The organism is Maribacter sp. 6B07 (assembly GCF_002700155.1).
Classification (GTDB): Bacteria; Bacteroidota; Bacteroidia; order Flavobacteriales; family Flavobacteriaceae; genus Maribacter; species Maribacter dokdonensis.
On the sequence record NZ_PDUT01000004.1, the window covers coordinates 65,555 to 89,964 of the forward strand.

A 24,410-nucleotide genomic window follows, 5' to 3' on the forward strand; every position below is an offset into this window, starting at 1 on the left:
AATTGTAGTTTTACTAAATTAACAACTAACTTTGCAGTGTAAATTTTGCTAAAAAATAGACTATGAGATTTCATACAAGAAAATTAGTTAAACCAGGCGATTTAAATTCTAACGGCACTTTATTTGGTGGTAGATTATTAGCTTGGATAGATGAAGAAGCAGCCCTTTACGCCATTATTCAATTGGAAAACGGTAAAGTGGTTACCAAGTATATGTCAGAAATCAATTTCATGAGCGCTGCCGTTAAAGGTGACGTTATTGAAATAGGTATAGAGGTGGTAAAGTTCGGTAAAACATCATTGACCTTAAACTGCGAGGTACGTAATAAGATGAATCATGAAACTATTGTTACCGTAGATAATATTATTATGGTCAACCTAGGTGAAAACGGAAAACCTACACCACATGGTAAGACCAAAATAGAGTTTGTAAAAGATCGCTTAGCGGCATTGGGTGAAGTTGATTAACTTTCACCCAATTCTTTAGCTATTCGCTGTACGTCATCAAGTACTCGCATAAGGTTTCCTCCCCATAATTTTTCTATTTCTTCTTGGGTATAGCCTCTATTTACAAGTTCTAGGGTTACGTTGAAGGTTTCAGAAGCATCGTTCCAGCCTTCAATTCCACCGCCGCCATCAAAGTCAGAGCTAATACCCACATGGTCAATTCCTATTAATTTTACCATATAATCTATATGGTCTACGAAATCACTGACATTTACCGCTTCTGGTGCATCGCTTTTAGTTTCTGCAATATCTTTGCCTATTTTTAAAACCTTAGGGTAGTTGTCCATGAATGCCTCCTTTTCAACATCGGATAAACTGGAAAATTGAGAACGCTCATACCAAGCTATATCCAAAGAATCTGCTACTTGCTGGTAAATTGATTTCATGAATGCTGCCCTTGCTTCATGCTTTTCCGTATTTAGATATGAACTAAAGGCAACCGTTTGTACTACACCACCATTTTCTTTCATCATAAGCAATTGCTCGTCATCTAAATTTCTGCTATGTCCACATAAGGCTCTTGCCGATGAATGCGAGGCTATTATAGGAGCTTTTGACAATGAAATCATTTGCTTTATAGCTTCTTTTGATGGGTGAGATACATCTATCATTATACCTAACCTGTTCATTTCGGCAACGGCCTCTTTCCCCAAATCACTTAAACCATTATGCAACCATTCATCATCAGCTTCACCTGTATTGGAGTCAGAAAACTGACTATGACCATTATGGGCCAATGAAATATAACGTGCGCCCAAATCATTGTAAACCTTAAATTGGTCCATATCTAGTCCGATCGGGTATGCATTTTCAACACCGATCATGGCAACCTTTTTACCACTTTCTACAATTCTTTTTACATCTGCAGAATTTAATGCCAATTCAATTTGATCCGGTGCAATTTCTTCGCACAATTTATGGATAGCCTCAAATTTTGACATGGCATTTTCTTTGGCCTTGGCATAACCTTCATCTGTAAGTGTATCTTGACCTGTGTAAACAATAAGCCAAGTAACATCCAAACCGCCTTCTTCCATCTTAGGTAAATTGATTTGGGTATCTAGCCTCTGGCTGTAATTTACACTGTCTGTGAAGTTTTTGATGTTGATGTCATTATGGGTATCAATAGTAATGACTTCTTCATGAATACGTTGGGCTTTTTCAAGCGTGGTTTCTTCTTTTTTCTCCTTTTTTTCTGCGCAGGATACTATAGATAAAACGCAAATTAAATAGATAAACTGTTTCATAGGGTTGGTTTATGACCTACAATTTAAGTGTATTCACAACAAATAACCAGCCTTAGAGAACATTTTATTGTCTGCATAATGGTTATAGCGCATTTTTAGGGAATTATAAGTTACAACCCAAACTAATTAAAGAAAACCTATTTATGGCAATTTCAAAAACTAAGGATTTACTTGGTCAATTAGCACAACTGGAAAAAACAGTAAGTGAATTTTCTTTTGAGGAGCTAAATGCCAATGAAGCTAAGGTGTTAAAAAACTCTTTTGACACGTTTAGATCTAGTTTAGAAAATCATATTTATTCTCCCAATACTACTTTCCCTATGGTGGAAGAAACCAAGGCTGGTGATATGAGAGAGCAAGAGAGCGCTCAAAACCAATTTATTGCTCATATAAGCCATGAGATCAGAACACCTTTAAACAGCATCATTGGGTTTACAAATTTGCTGAACGAAGAAAATTTGACCAAAAGCCAACACAAAAAAGTGGATGCTATACAATTTGCCTCCAATACACTTTTGAAGTTGATCAATGAGGTGCTGGATTATTCTAAAATATCTTCAGGCAATACCAATTTCGAGTCTGTAGATTTCAATCTGCATAGCTTGTTGAATGATGTTATGTTCTTGTGCGAAACCTTAATTGTTGATCGTGATATAAAGTTGTTGGTAGAAATTGACGAAAACGTACCTAAGATAATTAAAGGAGATCCTTCTAAACTATCTCAGGTGCTACTTAACCTTTTAGGGAACTCGGTAAAGTTTGTGCATAAGGGCTTTATTAAGTTAGAAGTTTTAGCATCTAAGACTTTCAATGATGGTTGTGAACTTGAATTTTCCGTGGCAGATACCGGTATTGGTATTTCTCAGGAGAAAATAAAGACTATTTTCAATAGCTACACTCAAGCTGAAAATGATACCTCTAGTAAATATGGTGGTACGGGACTTGGTTTAACGATTACAAAAGAGATTATTGAAAAACTACAGGGCAATATTGAAATAGATAGTACTGTAGATAGCGGTACAACGGTAACTTTTAGAGTTCCTTATCCTTTAGGCAATAATGTCCATACCAGCAAAAACACCAATAATGACAGCACATTAGAAGGTAAAAAGGTGTTGGCAGGAACCAAAATTATGGTTTTTGAAGACAACCAAATGAATCAGCGCTTAATTGTAGAGCAGCTGACCAAATGGGGCTGTAAGGTATATTCCAATTTAAGCTTGCCAAAATCATTGAAAACTTTAGAATCCAAAGAAATAGACCTCATTTTAATGGATCTTAAAATGCCCGGACAAAACGGCTTTGAAGTGTCTAAAATCATTAGAGAGCACAGCAATACCAAGGTGAATACTATTCCTATAGTTGCATTTAGTGCAGATTTCACTGAGCAGGACAGTAAAGACTGTAAGGCAATTGGCATAAATGATTTTTTACTGAAACCGTACACATTAGAACAATTAATGAAGACCATACTAGACAATAAGAATATTAAACTTGAACAAGCAGAGTATTCTGCATTACTTCAAAAGCCAATGATAGAACCTAAAGAAACAACTGTTGTAGACCTTAACCATCTTTTAAAAGAGTGTTTTGGAGAGATAGATATGCTAAATGAACTGGTGAAGTTGTTCAAATTAAACGCCATAGAATTTATAGGTAACGTAAAAATTCATTTAAAAACCGAAAATTTAAAAGAGATAGCGTTATCCGCACATAAATTAAAGGCTGGTTTTGCCATGGTTAAAGCTGATGGTATGAGAAAGCTTATCGTAGACTTAGAGGCAAGCTGTAAAGCACATCAACCTGAAAAGGTAAAAGAGTTATATGAACTATTCTTAACCGATTATCCTTTGTTAGAGGAGAATTTAGATATGGATTTAAAGGCCCTAAACAAAAAATAATATGGGTAAACGTGTACTCTTGGCAGATGATGATCAACTGTTGGCCTCGCTTTTAAATTTTAGGCTAAAAAAAGGCGGTTATGCGGTTCATCATTCCGTCAATGGAAAAGAGGTGAAGGAATATCTAAAAAATGATATGCCCGATATTATCGTGAGCGATATTATGATGCCTTATTTTTCAGGTATTGAGCTTATAGATTATGTCAGAAACGACCTTAAATCAAAAACGCCTATCATCATTATTTCATCAGCAGGCAATGAACAGAACGTTCTTACCGCTTTTGAATTAGGAGCAAATGATTTTATTACAAAACCAGTTAGTCCAACAGAATTATTAGTACGCATAGCTAGAGAGATAAATAAATAATTTTAAATAATAACATTTGTTAATTCCCCCAAGACAAATAAAAATTTCGCTGATTACAGCCCCAGAATTCAATTTAGAATATCTCTGGTGGCTCACCATATTGTTTTTGGTGTTATCGGTAATTTACTTTGTTGGGGTATTTCTAATCAGAAATAACATTACTGCCAATAACAAGCGTACCAAAGAAAAGAAGGTAGAATTTTCCCCTATGATCAATGAATTTTTATTCTATGATGATTCTAATTCTAAAGAGGAAAAAATGAACTATCTAAATTTAAAAGTACAGATAAGGGAATTGATCAAGAATAAATTCGATAGACATGTATTGACCGAAGTTTTACTTGATTTGCGCAAAGACCTATCTGGACAATCCCAAGATGTTTTAATCCATTTATACAAAGATTTAGGGCTGCATCATGATGCTTATGAAAAATTGGGCAGTAGCAAGTGGCAAGTGGTTTCAAGCGGAATTTTGGAACTGACGACCATGGAAGTGGATGAAGCCTATGGCTTGATCATTAAATTCATTAACCATAGACAAAGTACAGTACGTAAACAGGCAGAAATTGCCGTGGTCAACCTAAAAGAAGAAGGTATTAAATACTTTCTTGACAATACAAAATATAAAATTGCAGAATGGCAACAGTTAAAATTGTTAGATGTACTTAGGCACAAACCAAATTACACACCACCACAATTTGGGCTTTGGTTAACCTCTACCAATACACATGTAGTGTTGTTCTCTTTACGACTTATAAAATATTATAGTCAAAACGATGCTGAACAGTCAATCATAACACTGTTAAAACATAAAAAGAAAGAAATACAGGCAGAGGCAATAGAGTGCATTAAAGAGTTTCATTTTATTAGCGCCTTACCCACATTAATTATGGTGTATCCTAAGGCCAGCCATGATATAAAAATTGCAATATTAGATGCCATAGGTGAATTGGGGTCGGCTTCAGAGGTGCCCTTTCTAGAAAAGTTAAAAGCTACAGAACGTCATTTCAATATTAAGGGCAAAGTTATCGGCACTTTGAACAAGATCAATCCTGAAAGTGTATTGCCTACAAAAAATATTTCTCAAGTAGATTTTTATGAGCCAGAGTTTGAAGCGGCAGAAGAAGTAATTGAAGATGAGATACTTGAATCACTAATAGAACCTTCTTCGTCCATAGAAACAGAAGAAGTTATTGAGAATACTGATTCAATTGAAGCTGAAATAGAAGGGGAAGAAGATTTACCGGTTATAGAAAATGAAATTATAGAAAATACAGCGGTAGAGGCATCTAAAGAGATTTCTACAGAACCTACAACGAGCGTTACCGAACAACCAATGTCAAAACCAGAAGTTGAGGAGCAAATAAGTGAATTGGATCTTTCTTTCTTGCCTCATGTTATGGGTGAAGATCAAGCTAATGTAAGTGTTATAAATGATGACGTAACTGAATTAGATGATGAAGAGACGAAGGACACAGTTTTAGAGATTGAAAACGAAGATTTTACGTTTAATTTTTTACCGTTGGTGATAGATGATGTTGTTACTCAAGAAGATGTTGCCCTTGAGGAGCCCGATGCTTTGGAACCTATGTTCGTTTTAGAAAACGAAGCGTTAAACCAAGTGGATAAGGTCACTGAAACTTCAGACAATGAAGAAGATTTCGATGAAGAAATGAGTATTGATTGGACATCGATCATATCGGAAAACGACAAAAACAACTTAGAAGACGCTGCAATTGAACCTATTTTAGAAATAAAGAACGGTACCGTAAATTTTTCGGCCAATTTTATGCCTGAAGAAGAATTGGAGACCATGGTGATTTTAGAAAACATTTCTGAACTCGGAGATTGCCGTGAACTAGGTTTATTGTATGATATTATTGAGGAAAATAATTCTGAATTGGTTATTGAAAGAGCTAATGAGCTTATTGAAAAATTCTCCTATCAATCCCCACGACCAAATGATCTGTTAAGCGAGGACAGTAATTTGGCTATGAGCGTGTTTACCGATATTTATCACCAAGCAGATCATGAAACCAAACTTATGTTGATTCATGAAATTAAAATTGTGGGCGATGAAAAAGAATTCCGATTACTAAACAGTATTATAGACTCTACTTCTAATGATTTGTCCAAAGAGGCAAATGAAGCACTGAATGCGATCAAAATCCGCTTAGCATTGCCCAAAGAAGAGCAGTTAGAAGGTGTAAAAAACTCCATTTTCGATGTTAATTTTGAACTGGAAATAACAGAGAAAGCAAAAAACAACGTAGCACACAAAGAAAGCGGTTCTACCTTATTTGACCAATTATGTTCCATGTCCAACTCTTTATATAATAAGAAAAATGGATAGTGAATTATTTGGTGTTGTTTTGGAATACATCAATTTTGTATTCTTTGTATTTACGTTAATACTCTTTATTCTATTTTCCTTAATGGCGTATTTCTCTACAAGAAATTCATTGCATTATAGAAATAAGAACAGCTTCACCGATATTTCAAAAATTATGGCATCTCCTTTGGCGCCAACAATTACCATTATAGCACCTGCTTATAATGAGGGACTTACCATTGTAGAGAATATACGATCCTTGTTATCATTACAATATGTCAACTATGATGTAATGGTTGTTAATGATGGTAGTAAAGATGATACGTTACAGAAATTAATAGATTCTTACGACCTTGAAAAAATCGATGTAGAAATGGATCCCGACTGGAAATCAAAACCGGTTCGTGGAATATATAAATCTAAGAATAGGGCTTTTGAAAAGCTGACCGTTGTAGATAAAATGAACGGTGGCAAGTCTGATGCCCTTAATACCGGTGTAGCACTTTCTACGAGCAAATACGTAGGTTGTATAGATGTTGATTGCCTTTTACAGCCAGATGCCTTATTGCATGTGGTAAAATCATTCTTTCAACGTTCCAAGAAAAGGGTCATAGCTGTTGGTGGTGTTATACGTGTGGCAAATTCATGTATTATTCAAGGCGGACAGTTAGAGGAGATAAGATTACCCAGTAATTGGCTGGCAAGATTCCAATTATTGGAATACACACGATCTTTTATTCTAGGAAGAATGGCCTGGGGTAGAATTGATAGTTTACTTATTATTTCTGGTGCATTTGGTTTTTTTGAACGTGAAATTGCTTTGGCTGTTGGCGGTTATGATACGGATACGGTTGGTGAGGATATGGAAATCGTCTTTAAAATGCGCCGTTACATGCATGATAGAAGGGAACCGTATACAATAGAGTATATTCCCGATCCTCTGTGCTGGACAGAAGTTCCAGAAGATCTCAACATTCTTGTGAACCAAAGAGATCGTTGGGCCAGGGGCAATTTAGAAACGTTGTTCAAGCATAAGGATATGTTGTTCAATTCAAAGTATGGTAGATTGGGATTGTTAAGCTATCCGTACTGGTTTTTTTATGAGTGGCTTTCTCCATTATTGGAGTTTTTTGGTTTTTTCACCATTATCCTTTTTGCCTATTTGGGTATTTTAAATTGGGAATTCTTTTTCATGATTACGTTGGCCATTTTTCTGTTTTCGATCATGATTTCCTTTTACGCCATTCTTTGGGATGTGTATTCCTATAACCAATATAGAAAAACAAAAGATATTCTTATTCTCATGGGGCTGGCCATTTTAGAACCTTTCATTTTTCACCCAATTGTGGTATATGCTGCGGTCAGGGGCAATTATAAAAAATTATTTAAGATTAAATCTGGCTGGGGATCCCAAGTTAGAAAAGGTTTTGCAAAAGCAACATAATAGCAATGAACACAAGTAAAATAGATAGATATACCTTAAAGCAGTATACGCGGCTTATGATATCCTTTTTTGGATGTCTGCTGGTATTAACGCTTTTTCAATATGGTATGCTCTACTATAAAGGTGTTATAGATGCTATTATTTCCATTAGTTTTCTTAAAGCTGTTGTACATCAAATTGGCTTTACCGCTTTAATGGGTATTGTTATGGTTTTTCCTTTTAATTTTTGGGAAAATCTACGCTCCAGATATGGGTTTAACCTGGTATTCATTCTTTTGGGCTTAGTGCTGATATTTGAGGCAGTTCTTATTGCATACTATTGTTCTACTTTGGTGCCTTTAGGGTCAGATTTACTAGGATATAGCTATGCGGATGTAAAGATAACCCTTGCCAATTCTGGCGGATTCATGATCTCGGTATACCTACTTTTTGCCGTTGCCTTTTTAATTGGTCTTTTTTGGGTTTTATACAAGGTTACTTCTAAATTTTATCATAGGATCAGTAGAATGTACCCATTTACCATTGTGTTGTTCAGTTTGTTCATGGCTTCTTTGTTTACAGATGGAAAGCCCATTAACCAGAACAAAGTTCAATATTTAGCGGTTAACATATACAATACCAGTACAGAAGATAATTCATATACCTCTAAAGAAGAATACCCATTGGTTCAAGGTCCGATCATTGAAAATGTTCTTGGTGATTACTTTGAATTAAAAGAAGAGAAACCAAATATCGTATTTATTATGGTAGAAGGTCTGGGTAGGGATTTCGTTGGTGAAGGTGCCGAGTTTGGCGGATTTACCCCATTTTTAGATTCATTGACCACCAAATCCTTGTACTGGGAAAATTTCTTGAGCAATACCGGGAGAACATTTGGGGTTTTACCTTCTTTATTGGGTTCGTTGCCTTTTGGTAAAAGCGGATTTATGGAGCTAGAAGAATATCCCAATAAACTTACAATGTTCAGTGTTCTAAAAAATAATGGCTACCATACTTCTTTTTATCAAGGTACCAATAGTTCCTTTGATAAGGTAGACCGATTTCTAACTAGCGAGAATGTTGATTTTATACTGGATAAATCGGGATTTGGAATTCAATACCAGCAACAGGCTGAAGATGCCGCCGGTTCATCATGGGGATATCCGGACAAGGAATTGTTCAAAAAAAGTATAAGTTTAGAAAGAAACGAAGATCAACCAAGACTAGAAGTGTACATGACCATTAGTACGCATGAGCCATTTATACCGCCCAACCAAGATTTTTTTGAAACCAAAGTAGATCAGATTTTAAAGAATGGTGATTTTGGTTCCAGGGAGACAAAAATCATTGAAAAAAACAATAATGTTTTTGCCACACTGTTATATACAGACGATGCTATTCAATGGTTTATGGAATCCTATAAATCTCAGCCAAATTATGAGAATACCATATTTGTGATTACCGGTGACCATAGGCTTATACCTATTCCGCAGAGAAACAGTATCAGTCGTTTTCATGTGCCATTGATCATGTATAGCCCAATGCTAAAAAAAACACGTAAAATGAGTTCTATCTCATCACATTTTGATGTCACTCCGTCTATTCTAGCGTTGTTGGATAATGCATACGAAATGAAGATGCCTAAGAAAGTAGCATGGATGGGTGGTGCGCTAGATATGGAAACAGCATTTAGGTCCACTAAGAACATACCCCTAATGCGTAACAAAAATGAGCTGAAAGAGTATATAAGTAAAGAGAAACTATATACGAACGGTGATATTATGGAGCTAGATGAAAATATGGATATCAGTTCTACCTTTGGCGGTAGTGTGGTTGAAAAATCATTGGAGCGCTTTAAGTCCGTGAACCATTATGTCACTACAGAAAATAAGATCATACCAGATAGTTTGACCATATTTTCTGTTCAAACGGAAAAATTTACACCGGCAGAAATTACGTGGATCAACAGTATTTATGATGGAAGCAATTTTGACCGTTCCTTTTTTAAGGCACGGGATTTAGCTTTTAACAAAAAGTGGGATGATGCACTTTTATTATGCCGTTACATTCTGTCTGAATCTCCCAGCCATATAGACACTAAGATTTTATCAGGACGGTTACACATTTGGAAAGGTAATTATGAGGAGTCGGTAAAGATTTTAAAGGAATGTATTGCCATGAACCCAAATTATATAGATTCCTACGCCGCACTTTTTGATGTGTATTTCTGGTATGACAAATATGCGGAAGGTTTGGCCTTGGTAGATATCGTTCAAGAAAATAGTGCTAGTGCCAATGAAATTTCAAATAAAATAACAAGGGCTAAAACAAGCGCAAGAAAGGCTGGAATTAAAAATTATGAAACTTCAAAAGATACTACCAATAGCACTTTGGCATCTATAGAATAATGAATAAGAGTTGGCTACATATTACATCTTTAATCATGCTATTGCTTGTTAAGCAAGCAATAGGGCAAGATACACCGTATAGTAACCCTTCTTTTGAAAGTGCTTATGCTTTGGCATATGAGGGCAAAACCAATACTGCCCACAATATATTGTATACTTTGATCAATGAACCGGAAACAGAGGAGGAAACTTCTATTCTATGGGCAAGAACCTTAAGTTGGCGAGGCGATTATGATGGTGCCAGGTCTGCGTTCAATACCATATTGTCTAAGAACAAGAATAACAGAGTAGTGTGGTTAGGGGCTATAAAGAACGAACTTTATGCCAAAAACTATCATACTGCACTTGGTCTTGCCAATAAGGCTTTACTGCATAAATCTAATGACCCTGAGCTGCAAAGATTACGAGCAATTGCCATAGATGGGATAAATGGCATTGTTTATAGTGATAAAGCTTGGTATAATGTAGACAGTAAAATAGCAAAGAGTTCATCAAAACCAAAAAAAGAAACTGCTAAGGTTGCCGAGAGGGATACCTTGCAAAATGTACATAAAACACCGGTTACCGAAGAACAGCTTAAAAACACGGTTTCGGTAAACAGTTCGGTTACTTTTTACGATAAGCGTTTTGATCCTATTACAACCTCTAGTATTTCTTACAACAAACAAACACCTTACGGAGTGATCATTCCTAGAATAAACAACAGTAATAGGCTAGGCAAAAACGGAATTCAATTAGATGTAGACCTTTATCCAAAAATTACCAAGGGTTTTTATGCCTATTTAAATTATGGTTATTCGGAATCTGATTTGTATCCAAACCATAAGATGGGTGGGGATGTCTACTATAATCATAAAAGTGGTATTGAATTTTCTGCTGGTGGTAGATTCATAAATTTTGCGACCAAGGATGTAAAATCTATAACCAATTCATTGGGGTATTATACTGGTAACTACTATTTTTCATTGCGATCGTACATTACACCAGAAGCCGATAATTTAACCAATGTATCGGGTAATCTATTAATCCGAAAGTATCTAAAAGATGCCGAAAACTTTATGGGTATAAATGTAGGTGTAGGGTTTTCACCAGAGCTACGTCAATTTACTTCTGGTGACCAATTACTGGCAGAAACCCTATTGTATATAGAATCTCAACGATTAAGTTTTGAGTATCAGTTTACAAGTAAGAATAATTTGAGCGCTTATAGAACCAATGTTGGGGTTTTGAGACAAGAACAATCTTTTGACCCTGGTAGTTATTTCTATTCCATTTCAGCGGGGCTCACCTATGAGTTCAATTTTTAGAACCCATATCGGTAATCCATTTATCGGCGTACATGCCATATACCAAGCCCAGTTCATTATCATATACATATTGTTCATCTTTACCGCTGTCGAAATTTACGTTGAAGACAAATACTTTAATTCCTGCATCTCTTAACGCTAACATTAATTTCTTCTGACTGGAGATTATTCTACGTGATACCGCAGCGTATTTTACATCGTTCACCTTTAAGAAATTAATTTTGTCTCCCTTAATAGCCAATAAGGGTTCTTGGGAGATCATGGTATGTATACCGTTTTCAGATGCTTTTTCTACGGCCATAACACTGAACAATTCCATAATTAGTCGGTCCTTATCAATAAAAGCATTGGCAAAAGCTAGTGGGTCGTTTACTTTATCAGTTATTAAAGTAGCATCTGGGTGTTGCTTGAACCAAGTATTTATGCCTTCCATATCTAAGGTGGTATAATCCCCATAGATTTTCTGTTTCATAAATTGGGCATGGGTAGGGGGCAAGGTACCTGTATAATCCGTAAAACGTGCCCACATGTCCCAATCATGTGCCGCTACTAATCTGCCGTCAGAGGTTTCTATAATATCCAGCTCAAAAAACCTGAATCCTTTTTTATAGTTTTCATCTAAGGCGTGTTTAGAATTAGTAGACTTTACACCATTGATTTCACCACCTGCGTGGGCAATGTAACGATCAATATTATCTTCAAATTCATAGACCTCTCTTGGAAAATATATGGTTGTGTCCAATATTGGTGAAGCAATACGTATTTGCTTGGTAATGGAATTATCATCTATTTGCTCAAAAATTTGCCCATCTATATGATGCATAATATATGCTTGTCTTCCTTTTAATGTACTTAACTGGGGTAGCCCTAAATTGTTAAGTTCCTTCTGGTATCCCTCTAATTTTGCGGCTGCGGAATCATGTGCCAATATGGCTATGCTAGCTTTGGCATTCATCATTTCAGTAAGTATTTTAATAAAGTCTACTACATCTTGATCACTTCCGTAGGTGTCAAAAGACTTAAATTCTATTTTATGATCGCCTTGCAAGTGTACTATGGTAAGACCTCGTTCAATGGTTTCGGTTTGTGAACCATAGGTGAAGGTACTACGTTGGTGTGTATTAAAACTGTGGCTGTTGAGTTTAAGTTCTACATTGGTGAAATCATCTACGTAAGCAGTATGCTCTTTTACTGCATGTGCATTTACTTGGTAACCTATAAAGAAAGTTACCAATATTATATATAGTATACTTTTTGTTTTACTGCCGGGGAAACACATCATTATATGTATTGTTTTATGTTACTAAAGGTAAAAGATTATACCATTCTTAAAGGATTACTATAAAAACGCAAATATCATCTAGGTATTGTTATCTGTTATATTACTGAAAATCAACCTTTTGTATTAATGAAAGTTAAAAGATTTCTTAACAATAGCTTAAAACATATATGAAAGTTAGTATTCCGGATGGCTATAAAAAAGCATCAAATTTGAGGGAAATACCGATTAAGTACCTAAAAATAGGATGAACTACATTGGTCGCACCCCTAATAAAACACAGGGTTGAAGGGTATTTTTATGTTTAACAACATATTTAGGTAGTTTTTACAACATATTTAAATTGGTTCACCACAATTTATTGTGACAATCTTAACATCATTATATATTTACTATCAAGATATGAAAACCCAAATTAAGATTAACTTTTAAACCTACAATATGCTTTACGACACCTACGGTGAAGAATACCTTATTTTTCTTCAAGATTTAAATGAGATTTTAAGTATCAACGAATTAGCTGAGTTGGATTACATGTAAAATCTACCAAACCAAAACACCAATAAAATTTAAACCTATGGCACATCAAAACCAAGATTTCTCGTCCTATCAAAATTTCATCCAGGATTTAAATAGTATTCTGGTAAATTTTAATATCAATAAATTATCCTATTCTTAGGATGATAAAAAACAAAAAGAAAGCGCCCGTATAAAACGGGCGCTTTCTTTTTTAAAACAAAATTATATTTAGCCTAAATAGGTCTTAAGTAACTTGCTTCTAGAGGCATGTCTTAATTTACGAATTGCCTTTTCTCTAATTTGTCTAACACGTTCCCTGGTCAAATCAAATGTTTGTCCGATCTCTGCCAAGGTCATGGACTGTTGATCACCAATACCGTAATATAGCTTTACTACATCTGCTTCTCTTGGAGATAGGGTATCTAAAGCTCTATTGATTTCAGTGTTCAATGATTGCTGCAATAAGATGTTATCCGGTCTTGGAGATTCTCCTGAACGTAATACATCATACAGATTGGAATCTTCGCCTTCACGTAATGGAGCATCCATAGATACGTGTCTTCCAGAATTTTTCAAGGATTGCTTTACTTCAGAAACGGTCATTTCCAACTCTTTGGCAATCTCTTCTGGAGACGGTGGGCGCTCATGTGCCTGCTCTAAATAAGAAAATGTCTTTTTTATCTTGTTAATGGAACCAATTTTGTTCAATGGTAAACGAACAACTCTAGATTGTTCTGCCAAAGCTTGCAATATGGATTGTCTGATCCACCAAACGGCATAGGATATAAACTTAAATCCTCTTGTTTCATCAAATCTTTTTGCTGCTTTAACTAAGCCTAAGTTACCTTCGTTAATTAAATCCGGTAATTTTAGACCCTGATTTTGGTATTGTTTTGCTACGGAAACCACAAATCTTAAGTTGGCCGTGGTCAATTTTTCCAAAGCTGCTTGACTACCTTCTCGAATCTTCTGCGCTAGTTCTACCTCTTCATTCGCTGTAATCAAATCAATTTTACTGATATCTTGCAAGTATTTATCCAGTGATTTCGATTCACGATTCGTTACCTGCTTGATAATCTTTAGTTGCCTCATATGTGTGTATGGAATTTAGAAGTTGTACAAGTTTACAGTATAGCATTTTTTATCGTAATAACCTAATGAATAACATCATAGTTCTACACCATTTATTAGCTTTAACAAAGATTTAAGGATTTATGACGTTACATTGGTAAAGCGTATTTTTGCTGTCTTACAGCACATATTTATGAGTAAAAGGGCATTAAAAACACACCTATCCAAATCACCGAAAAAAGCGCTGGAAGAGCAGATATTGGAGTTGTACGAGAAATTTCCGGCGGTGAAGACTTACTATGACTTTGCCTTTAACCCTAAAGAGGATAAATTGGTGCAAGATGCCAAGGCAAAAATCTCAAACGAGTACTTCCCTTTAAAGAGAAAGCGGCCACGGGCAAGACGATCGGTAGCCCAAAAATTCATCAAACATTTTATTAAGTTAGGGGTAGACCCTCACCTTATTGCTGATGTCATGTGCTATAATCTTGAGATTGCACAAACGTTTTCATTGGAGAAAAATGTGCCCGACTCCTTTTTCAAAAGCATGTTGAATTCATTTAACGAGGTAGTTCACTTTACAAGCGTTCAAGGGATATTTACGGATTTTAAAGAGCGTATTCTTAAAATTTATACGGAAACCCAAAACCAAAAATGGCCTTATGAAGAAGAATTTTCTAAGGCCTTGGATATAATTGATTAGCATATGGCAATAGTTATCATAAGACAAGACAATAAGATAGATTTATGGAAGAATGCACTGCTTAAAGAGAATAGCTCACTTAAAGTGTACAGCTATCTAGAAGAGCACCCAAAGGAAGATATTACCATGGCCTGTATTTGGAAACATCCAAAAGGTGCTCTGGCAGATTACCCAAACTTAAAATGTATTGCCTCTGCAGGGGCAGGGGTAGACTATATTTTTGAAGATGATACCAGACCTAAGAATATTCCCATTACACGTATTGTAGATCCTTATTTGGCCAGTGACATGTCTGAACATGTTCTGAGTGTTCTATTGGCGCATCTTAAAAATTTGAACGCATATAAATTGGATCAGATAGACCATATTTGGCAACCTAAGGATTACAAAAGAATTAAGGACGTTACCGTTGGCATTTTAGGTCTTGGCGAATTGGGCGCGCTTACTGCTAAAGACCTCACTTCAGTTGGGTTCAAGGTACAAGGGTGGAGCAGAAGCAAGAAAGACATACAGGGCGTAAAAACTTATGCAGGTCCGGAGGAAAAGGATTCTTTTTTAATGACTAGTGATATTTTAGTGTGCCTGCTACCGCTAACTCCGGCAACCGAAGGTATTTTAAATAAAGAATTGTTATCCAAACTTCCTCAAGATGCTTATGTTATTAATGTTGCCCGTGGGGGGCACTTGGTAGATGAAGATCTTTTGGCACTTTTAGACGAGCAACATTTATCAGGGGCTTGCTTAGATGTGTACCATACTGAACCCTTACCTAAAGACCATCCGTTTTGGAGCCATAAAAAAATACACATGACCCCTCATTACGCTAGTGTATCGGACACCGGTTCGGTTATTCCACAAATTGTAGAAAACTACAAAAGGTTAGATTCCGGTGAAAAATTGCAAAATCTGGTAGATATGAACAAGGGATATTAATATTGTGTTTTAAAGTTTTTTATTTCCTATACCCATAAAATTCTTATAATTTTATAAGGTTTTTGCATTATTAATCTAAATAAACGCCTACAAACCTTTTGAAGTTACATAAAGAGACCGCTGAGAAGACCCTGTACGATTATCAAGAGGAAGATCTACATACTATTTTTAAGTATCTAGAAGAGAACGGTGATAATTCTAACCTGCTTTACCAACTGCCTACCGGTGGTGGAAAGACCGTGGTGTTTTCTGAAATAGCCAAGCGCTACATAGCTAAGACCAATAAAAAAGTCATTGTACTTACCCATCGTATAGAACTTAGTCAACAAACCTCTAGAATGTTGAAAGGGTTTGGGGTAAAGAACAAAATAATTAATAGCGAGGTCAAGGAGTGGCAGGATCAAGATGAGTTCATGTGTTTTGTTGCCATGGTAGAAACGCTGAACAATAGACTTCAGGAAGAGAAGGTAGAGATCAATAACATTGGTTTGGTCATTATTGATGAGGCGCATTACAATTCTTTCCGCAAACTCTTTAAGTACTTTGAGAACTCTGTTATACTTGGGGTAACGGCAACGCCTTTAAGCTCCAATATTAAGCTGCCCATGAAAGACAACTATAAAAAGTTGATCGTGGGCGAGTCTATAGAATCCTTGATTCAGAAAAAATTCTTGGCTAAGGCCAACATGTACAATTATGACGTTAGCCTACAGACCCTAAAATTGGGTATTAGTGGAGATTATACGGTAAAATCGTCCGATGAGCTTTACGGAAACCACAGCATGTTGAACAAGCTTGTTTCCGCTTACAATGAAATTGCCAAGGGCACCAAAACCTTAATTTTCAACAACGGTATCAATACTTCTAGGTACGTTTGTGAAACCTTTAAAAAAGCTGGGTATAACATTCGTCATTTAGATAATAAGAATAATGCTGCGGAGCGAAAAGAGATTCTAAAATGGTTTAAAGAAACCCCTGATGCCATTTTGACTTCAGTAAGTATTTTGACCACCGGTTTTGATGAACCTAGTGTGGAGACCATTATTTTAAATCGTGCTACACGTTCATTGACCCTTTATTTTCAAATGATCGGTCGTGGTTCTAGATATCTGCCAAACAAACAGGAATTCAATGTTATTGATATGGGTAACAATGTTGCCCGTTTTGGACTTTGGAACGCTGGTATAGATTGGCAGGAAATTTTTCATTTTCCAGATTTCTATTTGGAGAATATTAAAAATGATGAGGAAATTGAGCGTGAATTCGTTTATGAAATGCCGCCGGATTTAAGGGCGGAATTTTCAAAATCGACCGACATTGATTTTGACATTAAGGCGGAATACAAAAAAAGTTTTGCCAACGGTGAAAAATCCAAACTGGTGCTGGAAAAGAGTATTGAGCAACATGCCAAAATATGTGTAGAAAACTCAGAAGACGTTTTTGATGCCCGTATTCTTGCGAAAAAATTAAAGGAAGAAATTCAATATCGTGTACGCCAATATTCGTATTGTATTATGAACAATACCAAAAATTACAAAGAATGGTTAGAGGAAGATTATGAGCGTAAACTACGTTCTAAAATCTCTAAACTTTTTGCGGCTAAAATGTAGAGTCAAAACTAGGTTAGGCATTATGATTTAGAATAAGCGTAGTTGCCAATTCTGTATTTAGGTGTACCGTATTTTACGGGATGTTGAAAAATGTAGGGTTCGTTACCTATTTACACAGAAGTTGGTTAATTTCAAGAGCTAGAACCACCAGAACGCTCTCAACTAATGAAAAATCGCTTATTTTCACTCACCTTACTTCTCACCATTTTATTTTACGGCATTGCAGGCTATCACTTTTTAACCGGTTGGCATCCTATTGTCATGATGTTCATTGCCATTATTTTGGGGCTCGTGATCAACATTTTAGTATATGGCATCTTAAATGTTCTAGGTAAAAGTTTAAAGCAAATTTCTCTTCACTCTATAACCGCTGTTCTTAGTGCAGTTATTGTTTTTACCATTTTAAAATATATTGGGTTTGGTTGGCCTACCTTATTTTATACGTGCATCATAGTTTTAGGCATACTTTTATGTATTGCGCTATATCAATTTCAATTGAAAAGGAACTTTATAAATGGTGCCTTTTTATTGATACTTTTAGGCGGCACAGGTTATGCATTGTTCGCCCTGGCAAATTCTGGGGCGGACCCTTATGAGAAAGAAGTTCCATTGGCTTTTGCACATGACAATTCCTTTCCGCCAAAACCGGTTCCCATACAGAACCCTGCTGCACCCGGTACGTTCACGGTTAAAACGTTTACCTATGGTAGCGGTACGGATGTACAACGAGAGGAATTTTCAACCGGCGTAAAGTTTAAAACAAATGCTGTTGATGGTTCCCTGTTAATTCCCGATTGGAAGGATAAAAAGAAAAAATGGCGCGAGCGCTATTGGGGTTTTGGTGCAGAGAATTTTCCATTGAACGGTAGGGTGTATATGCCCGAAGGTGAGGGACCTTTCCCCATTACCTTAATTGTACATGGTAATCATAGTATGATCGATTACTCCGATGATGGTTATGGTTATTTGGGGAATTTATTAGCGAGTAGGGGAATTATAGCGGTATCCGTAGATGAGAACTTTTTAAACGGTCATTGGTCCGGCGATTTTAGGGGAAAGGAAATGCCTGCGCGGGCATGGTTGTTATTAAAGCATTTGGAGCAATGGAGAACTTGGAACAATCAAGAGGGTCATGAGCTATCTCAAAAGGTAGACTTGGACAATATTATACTCGTTGGGCATTCCCGTGGTGGAGAAGCGGTGTCCATTGCCGCAGCATATAATCCCTTATCCTATTTTCCTGATCAGGCTTTGGAAAAATTCAATTTCAATTTCGGAATTAAAGGGGTAGTGGCACTTGCACCAACGGATTATAGATATGATCGTAAAATCATATTGAACAATATAAATTTCCTAAGTATACAAGGTTCTTATGATGCCGATGAAGTGAGCTTTTGGGGTATGAGACCCTACCGTCGGTTACAGTACACAGATTCTATTTCCAGGTTTAAGGCCGGGGTGTATATTCACCATGCCAATCACGGTCAATTCAACTCCACTTGGGGAAATTCGGATTTTGGAGCACCGTCTAAATGGTTGTTGAATTTAAATCCGCTTTTAAAGGAGGTACAGCAACAAGAAGCTGCCAAGGTATTTATCAGCTCCTTTGCAGAGGCTACGTTGAAGAATAGGGAAGAATACCACGCCATATTCAAAAATGTTTCCGTTGCCAAACAATGGCTTCCGGTAGAGCATTACCTTACTTCTTTTGAATCCTCTAATTTTCATACTATTGCTGATTTTGAGCCCGATATTGATATAACTACGGCAAAGGATAGCGCAAAGATACTAGCTACGAATATGGCGCTTTGGAAAGAACAAAACCTACCTACACGTGATGAAGGTAGCCAAGAGAACAATGCCGTTATCTTGGGATGGGATTATGGGAATAACACTAATAGTTCCGATAAAGCAAGGTATGAAATCTTACTTTCCGAAGCCGATTCCATTTCTTTTAGAAATACCACAAGTCTGCAGTTTACCCTAGGTGCGGGCAATCACGAATGGCTGGATTTCAATTTGACCGATGAGCAGAAAGAAGCAAAAGAAGATGCCGAAGAACGTGAAGTGCCACAGTTGGATTTCACAATTCAGCTTACCGATAAAGCGGGACAAACAAGCATGGTAAAAGTGAGTGATATCAAAGGCATAACCAAACCTTTAAAAACCCGCTTTACCAAATTCGGATTCTTGGATAAGGAAATGATCGGTGAAGATTGGGAGGTGCAATTACAGACCTTTCATATCCCCTTGGAAGCTTTTTCAGCAGCAAATTCAACACTTAAAGTCGATGAGATCACTACGATCAGTTTTATTTTTGACCAAACGGATTATGGGGTAGTGGTACTAGATGAAATAGGGGTTTCGGGGGATTAGTTGTTGGTTGTTGGTTGTTGGTTGTTGGTTGTTGGTTGTTGGTTGTTGGTTGTTGGAAATTTAGCTTTGCTAAATTTCATAGAACAAAAAGTCTATACTCTAATTTCTATTTTCTTAATTCTTACTTAACACATTGTAAAATCAAACTGCTTAATACTTCGTACTTTGTACTTCTCACTTTACACCTTTCAGTCAGTTCGATTGAATTTCGAGGCACGAGAAATTAGCTTGCCCGCCGAGTAGGAGGGTATCGAGAACTATTTCGTGTACTAAAGGTTCTCGATACAACTTTTTGGTTTCGCTACGCTACAACAAAAAGCCACTCGAAGTGACAGCGGTTTTAATCTGCAATACCAATCCATAAACGTATGGTCAGTTCGAGTGAATTTTGAGGCACGAGAAATTAGCTTGCCCGCCGAGTAGGAGGGTATCGAGAACTCCTTCGTGTACCAAAGGTTCTCGATACATCTTTCTAGTTTCCGCTATGCTTCAACTCCAAAGCCACTCGAAGTGACAACGGTTTTAGTCTGCAATACTATGCCATAAACGTATGGTCAGTTCGAGTGAATTTCGAGGCACGAGAAATTAGTATCGAGAACTATTTCGTGTACCAAAGGTTCTAGATACCTGCCCGCCGGCAGGCAGGCACCTTTCTTGTTTCCGCTATGCTTCAACTAAAAAGCCACTCGAACTGACAATAGTACTTTATTGATAATCCGTTACATTCATTCAACAGATTACCACGTCGCGAAAAGCTTCTCGCAATGACGTAATAAACTTGCCAACCAACAACCATTTCCCGTACTTTGTACTTAATACTTCGGACTTTGTACGTAAAAAAACATCCCAAAACCCTTCTCGTAATCGCACTCGTATGGCCAGAACCTGCTTCTACTGCTGCCGGTGTCCGTATGATGCAACTGTTACAGGTTTTTAAAAATCAAGGCTACAGCATTACGATTGCTTCTGCGGCTTCAAAATCAGAATATTCGGCGGATATGGTAGCGCTTGGATATGAAACTGCAGAGATCAAGATGAACGATAGTTCTTTTGATGTTTTTGTAAAAGAGTTAAATCCTGATGTGGTGTTGTTTGATCGGTTTTTGACCGAAGAACAATTTGGGTGGCGCGTGGCGGAAAACTGCCCGAACGCTCTTCGCATTTTGGATACTGAAGATCTGCATTCCCTACGACATGTACGCGAGCAGTGTTTTAAGAAAGAAATTCCATTTACTAGAGATGCTTGGTTAGCCGATGATAAGACCAAACGGGAAATTGCCAGTATATACCGGTGCGATTTGTCCCTGATTATTTCCAGCTATGAAATAGAACTGTTGACCGAAGTACTCAAAATAGATAAAAGTCTATTGTTGTTACTTCCTTTTATGGTGAATGAAATTGGTGACGACTACAGTTGGAAAACATTTGAACAGCGACAAGATTTTATATTTATAGGTGGAGGCAAACACGCCCCTAATATAGATGCCGTAAAATGTTTGAAAACTATGATATGGCCATTGGTGCACAAACAATTACCCGAAGCAACTATGCATATTTACGGTGCTTATTTGCCACAGCAGCTACTGGAAATGCACAACCCAAAAGAGAAGTTTCTAGTACACGGTAGAGCGGATAATGTAGATGCTATCATGCAAAACGCCAGAGTATGCTTGGCTCCGCTACGTTTTGGGGCTGGTATTAAAGGTAAATTACTCTCTGCCATGCAAAACGGCACACCCAGCGTAACCACCACTTTGGGTGCGGAAGGTATGCATGGTATTCTGGATTGGAACGGTTATATAGAAAATGACCATAGCGCTTTTGTAGAAGCTGCTATTCGCTTATACACGAAAAAAGAAGCATGGCAAACCGCGCAAGATCAAGCCAAAACTTTGATCAATACCCTATACAATAAAACAAGTCTAGAAAGCATAGTTGCAAACACCATAGCACAGCTTCAACAGCTTATAGCTACACACCGTATACAAAATTTTATAGGCAGCTTACTACTACACCAAACCATGAGTGCCACCAAGTTTATGAGTAAATGGATTGAGGAGAAGAATAGGGGGTAGTTGAGTTTTGTTATCAGTATCTTATATGTTAAATACTTGATTTATTATTTGTAGTTTTAAATTGTTATCTGGAAATGAATTCTATCATTTTTTTGAAGTTTTGAAATATTTATGACAAATTAATTATTTCATTTTTTTTATACAAGTTTGGTAAAAACCTTGATTTAATTCTAAACTGACTTCTTTTCTTAATTTTGGGTTTTGTTGATATATTCTCCAATTTAATTCCTGGGTCATAATAAATATTTCCATTCGCCATTTGAGCAAGAAAAAGTTGAAAATCTGTTCCTGTTCCCAAAATCACATTTTTGCCGTATTTATATCTTCTATCTCCTGTCGTGTCTGAAAGAGATGGTACATAACAAGCTTTATCGTGTTTTCTATTCCAATGCAAGAGCATGGAAGAAAAACTCCAAGAAGCTGCTTCATTTCCTTTTTGGTCAATTAATGAAATACTCCCGTTTGAATTTCTGATTTTTCCGCTTTCTTGGTCAAAACCAATTAACTTCATTTCCAGTTTGGTCGTTGGATGAACTTCTTCAGCTTTGTGAACACCTCCAAAATTCATTCGGTCAGGTCGTCCAAGTTTATCTGGATAACCATAGGTTTTTATAAAGTATTCTGTTCCCTCAGATTTATAAAGTCCATTTGTGGGCTCTGGTGTCATTAATGTTATTACAGAAGAGTTGATGTTCTCAAATTTTTTAACGCCAAATTGTTTGATTTCCCAACCCATAAAATCAGGTTCAGAATATCCATTTGGTGTAACACCTAGTTCAGCTTCAAGCGTATATTCTCCACAATTTGATGCTCGACAAGGCAAAATGGTTTTGGGCGTTTCCCTAAAAGGTCGGGCTATTCGTTACAAGTCCTCGCTCATTCTTCGCTGTGGGCTTTCCACTTCTATCCCTAACGCTGAAACCTGTTTTCATTATGATATTTTAAGAACTCAACATCAGGTAAGAACTTTGATGGTAAGAAGATATCCTTATTCTCATATTGGAAAAAGTATTTTTCAAGAGAATCTGTTTTTTTGCTTCTTAAAAGTAAGTCTGAAATTTTGATTTTGTAATCAGGCGTAATAGTTATAAGTCCATTTTCAAAAGCTTTATCATGCAACGCATTAATAGCAATACCATTTCTTGGGTTTAATCGATTTTGTTCATCTTGACTCCAAGGTTTGATATGACCAGCTACCAATAATTCACTATGGTTAATTCCAGTTATACAGCAGGTACTATTGTATGATGCTAAAATTGAACTCCTAAAAAATGATTGATTAACTCTAACTTTTACAATTCTTTCTCTTTCTTTTCCTTTTGGTAAACTATTAATATCTATGTGATTCAGCTCTTCTATAGATTTATTTTCAAATTTTGACAACAACTTTTCACTTTCAAAAGGAAGTTCTTCCCAATTATTGTAAAAATCATCCCAAATTATTTTATCAAGTTTACTAGAATTGGAAGCTCCTTTTATTCCTCTTGCTTGTAAGCTAGGGTCAAGACTAGCAAAGTTTACTAATTTATATGCTATCGAACTTGGCGTTCTGCCAATCAATTCTGCTAAATGAATAACTTGTGGGTTTGTTCGGTGTAATCTTCCGAAAGGCAATTTACAATAAAGATTTATTGCTAAAATTAATTCATCTCTAGTCCACAGTTTTTGCCCTTTTTTCATTCGTTATCATTTTGAGTAACAAATTCATTTCGACAATTTTCTGATAAGCATTTGTGAATTTGATTTTGTTCAATTGTATGAGATAAATCTAAAGTAATTTCTGTTCTGTTTCCACAGTCAGGACAAGTTACTGGTTGGTCATTGTAAGTTATAACTTCTTTAAAATCTATCATAATTCAATTAAGTTGCAATTGAAAAAGGTTGGCTAGGAAAACCTCCTATTAATTTATCGTGGTCTGGAATTACTTTTTCAAAAACTTGGGTTAAGTCTCCAAAAGGAACTTCTCCAAAATTAGCTTCGTATGTTTTTTTTGCAAAAGAATCCCGTTCACTTGTAAAAACACATTTTCCACCCTTTTTTGAAACGCAAGTCGAATTCCTCCAACTCCAGCGAAAAGATCAATGAATTTAAAGGTTGGATTTTCCGGTGGCGGAAATGGAACATCCCATTTTATTGGTAAATAATATTGAAAATCGGGCTCTTGAGCTATTTCTGAATTTTCGTGTAATTCAGCTAAATATTCTTTTGCTGTTGGTCTGAAATATTGAGAAACTCCATTTTTGTGATTTTGAAAATAATGAGTTAAATGAGCCATTTCGTTAGTAGTTTTCTTATCTACAACGATTTTTAACTTTTCTCTAATTTCCGAATATTTTTTGCTCATTTTCATTT

At 36.3% G+C, this 24,410-nt stretch carries 18 protein-coding genes and 1 pseudogene; 12 read left to right on the forward strand and 7 right to left on the reverse strand.

Going from position 1 to position 24,410, the window contains the following annotated elements; translation table 11 throughout:
- The first annotated feature begins 62 nt into the window (after positions 1-62).
- Positions 63-467, forward strand: a complete 405-nt coding sequence (locus CSC80_RS14325; protein WP_058102669.1) for a hotdog domain-containing protein — start codon at positions 63-65, stop codon at positions 465-467.
- On the opposite strand, the gene CSC80_RS14330 is transcribed toward CSC80_RS14325, so the two are convergent.
- Positions 464-1,753 (reverse strand): dipeptidase, encoded by a 1,290-nt coding sequence (locus tag CSC80_RS14330; protein ID WP_099192692.1) that lies wholly within the window; start codon positions 1,751-1,753, stop codon positions 464-466. The two genes, CSC80_RS14325 and CSC80_RS14330, sit on opposite strands and share 4 nt — an antisense overlap.
- Before the next feature lie 143 nt (positions 1,754-1,896).
- Here CSC80_RS14330 and CSC80_RS14335 point away from each other — a divergent pair, with 143 nt between their 5' ends.
- The 6 genes from CSC80_RS14335 to CSC80_RS14360 are packed head-to-tail and all read left to right on the forward strand — an operon-like array spanning position 1,897 to position 11,491.
- Entirely contained in the window at positions 1,897-3,654 is a 1,758-nt protein-coding gene (locus CSC80_RS14335; RefSeq protein WP_099192694.1) for a sensor histidine kinase, read from the forward strand.
- Position 3,655: 1 nt separating this feature from the next.
- Entirely contained in the window at positions 3,656-4,021 is a 366-nt protein-coding gene (locus CSC80_RS14340) for a response regulator transcription factor (protein ID WP_099192695.1), read from the forward strand.
- A 16-nt stretch (positions 4,022-4,037) separates the two neighbouring features.
- Entirely contained in the window at positions 4,038-6,374 is a 2,337-nt protein-coding gene (locus CSC80_RS14345) for a HEAT repeat domain-containing protein (RefSeq protein WP_099192696.1), read from the forward strand.
- On the forward strand, positions 6,367-7,797 hold the full coding sequence (locus CSC80_RS14350; protein WP_058102674.1) for a glycosyltransferase: 1,431 nt from the start codon (positions 6,367-6,369) through the stop codon (positions 7,795-7,797). Before CSC80_RS14345 ends, CSC80_RS14350 begins: the two co-directional genes overlap by 8 nt.
- A 5-nt stretch (positions 7,798-7,802) precedes the next feature.
- Entirely contained in the window at positions 7,803-10,184 is a 2,382-nt protein-coding gene (locus CSC80_RS14355) for an LTA synthase family protein (protein ID WP_099192698.1), read from the forward strand.
- A gap of 35 nt (positions 10,185-10,219) precedes the next feature.
- Complete coding sequence (locus CSC80_RS14360) at positions 10,220-11,491, forward strand: YaiO family outer membrane beta-barrel protein (RefSeq protein WP_180268625.1); 1,272 nt, start codon at positions 10,220-10,222, stop codon at positions 11,489-11,491.
- On the opposite strand, the gene CSC80_RS14365 is transcribed toward CSC80_RS14360, so the two are convergent.
- Both CSC80_RS14365 and CSC80_RS14370 read right to left on the reverse strand, forming a co-directional pair.
- A complete protein-coding gene (locus CSC80_RS14365; protein WP_143751759.1) occupies positions 11,481-12,773 on the reverse strand; it encodes a hypothetical protein in 1,293 nt (430 codons plus the stop codon). The two genes, CSC80_RS14360 and CSC80_RS14365, sit on opposite strands and share 11 nt — an antisense overlap.
- 744 nt (positions 12,774-13,517) lie before the next feature.
- A complete protein-coding gene (locus CSC80_RS14370) occupies positions 13,518-14,381 on the reverse strand; it encodes an RNA polymerase sigma factor RpoD/SigA (RefSeq protein WP_036154298.1) in 864 nt (287 codons plus the stop codon).
- 172 nt (positions 14,382-14,553) lie between these two features.
- Between CSC80_RS14370 and CSC80_RS14375 the strand changes: the two genes are divergently transcribed.
- The 5 genes from CSC80_RS14375 (at position 14,554) to CSC80_RS14400 (ending at position 22,057) form a co-directional block, all read left to right on the forward strand.
- Positions 14,554-15,063, forward strand: a complete 510-nt coding sequence (locus tag CSC80_RS14375) for a DUF6155 family protein (protein WP_099192703.1) — start codon at positions 14,554-14,556, stop codon at positions 15,061-15,063.
- 3 nt (positions 15,064-15,066) lie between these two features.
- Complete coding sequence (locus CSC80_RS14380; RefSeq protein WP_099192705.1) at positions 15,067-15,996, forward strand: glyoxylate/hydroxypyruvate reductase A; 930 nt, start codon at positions 15,067-15,069, stop codon at positions 15,994-15,996.
- Between the two features lie 98 nt (positions 15,997-16,094).
- A complete protein-coding gene (locus CSC80_RS14385; RefSeq protein WP_071342170.1) occupies positions 16,095-17,606 on the forward strand; it encodes a DEAD/DEAH box helicase in 1,512 nt (503 codons plus the stop codon).
- Positions 17,607-17,771: 165 nt separating this feature from the next.
- On the forward strand, positions 17,772-19,982 hold the full coding sequence (locus tag CSC80_RS14390) for a hypothetical protein (protein WP_099192707.1): 2,211 nt from the start codon (positions 17,772-17,774) through the stop codon (positions 19,980-19,982).
- A gap of 827 nt (positions 19,983-20,809) precedes the next feature.
- Positions 20,810-22,057 carry a glycosyltransferase gene (locus CSC80_RS14400; RefSeq protein WP_236973400.1) on the forward strand — a complete coding sequence of 416 codons (1,248 nt, stop codon included), beginning with the start codon at positions 20,810-20,812 and terminating at the stop codon, positions 22,055-22,057.
- 109 nt (positions 22,058-22,166) lie between these two features.
- On the opposite strand, the gene CSC80_RS14405 is transcribed toward CSC80_RS14400, so the two are convergent.
- The 4 genes and pseudogenes from CSC80_RS14405 to CSC80_RS14415 form a co-directional block, all read right to left on the reverse strand.
- Complete coding sequence (locus CSC80_RS14405; RefSeq protein WP_262497246.1) at positions 22,167-22,880, reverse strand: MvaI/BcnI restriction endonuclease family protein; 714 nt, start codon at positions 22,878-22,880, stop codon at positions 22,167-22,169.
- Between the two features lie 86 nt (positions 22,881-22,966).
- Positions 22,967-23,737 carry an HNH endonuclease gene (locus CSC80_RS14410; protein ID WP_099192720.1) on the reverse strand — a complete coding sequence of 257 codons (771 nt, stop codon included), beginning with the start codon at positions 23,735-23,737 and terminating at the stop codon, positions 22,967-22,969.
- Between the two features lie 180 nt (positions 23,738-23,917).
- Positions 23,918-24,040, reverse strand: a pseudogene (locus CSC80_RS19700) (DNA cytosine methyltransferase); the annotation flags it as partial.
- Positions 24,001-24,402, reverse strand: coding sequence for a hypothetical protein (locus tag CSC80_RS14415; RefSeq protein WP_236973402.1), 402 nt, complete (start codon positions 24,400-24,402; stop codon positions 24,001-24,003). The pseudogene CSC80_RS19700 and the gene CSC80_RS14415, both read right to left, overlap by 40 nt.
- Positions 24,403-24,410: the final 8 nt, after the last annotated feature.

Coding starts and splice junctions, on each gene's coding strand:
- CSC80_RS14325 (WP_058102669.1), top strand. CDS start 63: ATGAGATTTCATACAAGAAAATTAGTTAAACCAGGCGATTTAAATTCT.
- CSC80_RS14330 (WP_099192692.1), bottom strand. CDS start 1,753: ATGAAACAGTTTATCTATTTAATTTGCGTTTTATCTATAGTATCCTGC.
- CSC80_RS14335 (WP_099192694.1), top strand. CDS start 1,897: ATGGCAATTTCAAAAACTAAGGATTTACTTGGTCAATTAGCACAACTG.
- CSC80_RS14340 (WP_099192695.1), top strand. CDS start 3,656: ATGGGTAAACGTGTACTCTTGGCAGATGATGATCAACTGTTGGCCTCG.
- CSC80_RS14350 (WP_058102674.1), top strand. CDS start 6,367: ATGGATAGTGAATTATTTGGTGTTGTTTTGGAATACATCAATTTTGTA.
- CSC80_RS14355 (WP_099192698.1), top strand. CDS start 7,803: ATGAACACAAGTAAAATAGATAGATATACCTTAAAGCAGTATACGCGG.
- CSC80_RS14360 (WP_180268625.1), top strand. CDS start 10,220: ATGCTATTGCTTGTTAAGCAAGCAATAGGGCAAGATACACCGTATAGT.
- CSC80_RS14365 (WP_143751759.1), bottom strand. CDS start 12,773: ATGATGTGTTTCCCCGGCAGTAAAACAAAAAGTATACTATATATAATA.
- CSC80_RS14370 (WP_036154298.1), bottom strand. CDS start 14,381: ATGAGGCAACTAAAGATTATCAAGCAGGTAACGAATCGTGAATCGAAA.
- CSC80_RS14375 (WP_099192703.1), top strand. CDS start 14,554: ATGAGTAAAAGGGCATTAAAAACACACCTATCCAAATCACCGAAAAAA.
- CSC80_RS14380 (WP_099192705.1), top strand. CDS start 15,067: ATGGCAATAGTTATCATAAGACAAGACAATAAGATAGATTTATGGAAG.
- CSC80_RS14390 (WP_099192707.1), top strand. CDS start 17,772: ATGAAAAATCGCTTATTTTCACTCACCTTACTTCTCACCATTTTATTT.
- CSC80_RS14410 (WP_099192720.1), bottom strand. CDS start 23,737: ATGAAAAAAGGGCAAAAACTGTGGACTAGAGATGAATTAATTTTAGCA.
- CSC80_RS14415 (WP_236973402.1), bottom strand. CDS start 24,402: ATGAGCAAAAAATATTCGGAAATTAGAGAAAAGTTAAAAATCGTTGTA.